A 1,946-nucleotide genomic window follows, 5' to 3' on the forward strand; every position below is an offset into this window, starting at 1 on the left:
CCGTCTAAGGTAGCCTGCGACGTATCAGACAACGTCACGTCACCGGTATAACCGGCGTTAGCGCCGTTCACCACCAATTCACTGCCAGACACGCGCAGTTCACCCGCACCGCTCAGGGTGCTGTCAGCGATGGTTCCGCCGTCAGTCACACCGGCAGCGCGCTGGGTATCACTGATAGTCAACACGCTGCCCGTAGCCAGCGTCACGGACGCGCCGCCAACGGTATTTAACGCACCCACGGTCTGGCTGTAGCTGCCTGCGCCGTCAGCGGTGTTAAACGCGGCCCCGTTGTTAACGGTTAAGTTAGCCGTATTGCCCAGCACGTGATTATTCGCCATCACCAGCGTACCGTTACGCACGGTGGTGTCACCGGTGTAGTGGTTAAGCTGGTTAGACAGGCTAACGGTTTGAGTACCGGCTTCTACCGCTAAATCACCGCTGCCGATGATTTTAGCGCTCAGGTCAGCCGCCTTGCCGGTCGCACCCGCGTTTGGCGTCAGAATTAACGCATTGGCCGCCGTACCCTGCAGGTCTAACTGGGTCAGACCATAGCCGATATACAGGCCGTCAACGGTGTTGCCGTCGCCGTTCATCAGTTTGTAGTCGTAGGTGCCTTCGGCCACCACGGTACCATTCTGATTAATATCGAAGGTTTGGGCATTGCTAATAAGATTACCGAGGTTGTCTTTCAACACAATGGCACTGCCATTACCCAGCACGCTGCCTTTAGCCGTAACCAGCTTAACCAGCGTGGTCTCATCATCTTGTTTAAACAGGCTGTTGCGCGTATTGATTGCCGGCACGTCGTTAATTACCGCGCTCGGCATGGTGACCTGAACGGTGCCGCTACCGCGAATATCCAGCGTTCCGGCGGTGGAGGTCACGATGCTGTTGGCAGACACCGTGTCACCCGGCATAATCGAGCCGAAAACCAGCGTGCCGCCGTTCACGGTCAGGCCGCCGATATTCTGCACGCCGGTACCCACGGTGGTGATATTCCCGGTGTCGGTTTGCAGCGTCGCGGCCGTCAGGCTGGCGGTATTTTGGGCCGATAAATCAAACTTGCTTAAACCCAGCTTAGCGGTACCGGCAAACTGATTACCCACATTAGTGGTGAAATCAAAGGCCGAGGTATTGGCATCCAGTATCACGGATAACAGCCCGTTTCCGGTCAATAGCGGGTCAAAGGCAAAATTACCCGCCAGCGTTGGCCTGATGGCCATTTCACTGCCGGTTTCGATATCAACCGCACCGGCACCGGTGCCGCCGTCGGTTAATACCAGTGCTTCACCAAGAACAACCGTTGACAGATTTTTCAGCTTCACAGACTCAAAGTTCTGCAGCTTAGCCGCCTGCGCAATGGTATGCGTTGCGGCGTCAAAAATGAGCGAATCGGTGGCACCCAGACCACCGTCTAACAGGTTGTAGGTCGCACCGGTACCTTTAATGGTAAAGGTATTGATGCCGCCGCCTGCCGTCACCTGATCCGTATGGGCGGTGCCGTTCAGCGTAACCTGATTGTTACCCTGGCCTAACGTCGCGCTGCCGGTCAGGGTACTGCCGGTTTCAAACAGCATCTGGTTATTGCCGTTAGCCGCACTCAGCGTACCGGTAATCAGCCCTTTATTGGTGACGTTATTATTTCCGCCGTTCATGGCGATGATGCCCTGAATGGCAGCACCGGTATCGTTCACTAACACGGTATTGATGGCGCTATCAAACGCCATGGCCTGTGCCGTCGCGGAGTGAGCAATAATTTTGCCGGTATTGGTAAAGCTTTGGGCTTTATCAGCCCGCACCACCGCGTCGGTGGTGGAGGAGGAGATAAGATTGCCGCTCTGAATAACCGATGCCGCCGAGTTATTCACCACCAGCGCAGAGCCGCCGTTAGCCTGAGCAACGTTGACGCTGGCCCCGCTTTTCACGGTAGCACCGTTGGCGGTGTT

1 pseudogene is annotated in these 1,946 nt (G+C 56.1%); it reads right to left on the reverse strand.

The features are described 5' to 3' along the window. A pseudogene (locus GVI43_RS15655) lies at positions 1-1,946 on the reverse strand (autotransporter outer membrane beta-barrel domain-containing protein); the annotation flags it as partial.

It is taken from the genome of Budvicia diplopodorum (assembly GCF_009800925.1).
Taxonomy (GTDB): domain Bacteria; phylum Pseudomonadota; class Gammaproteobacteria; order Enterobacterales; family Enterobacteriaceae; genus Budvicia; species Budvicia diplopodorum.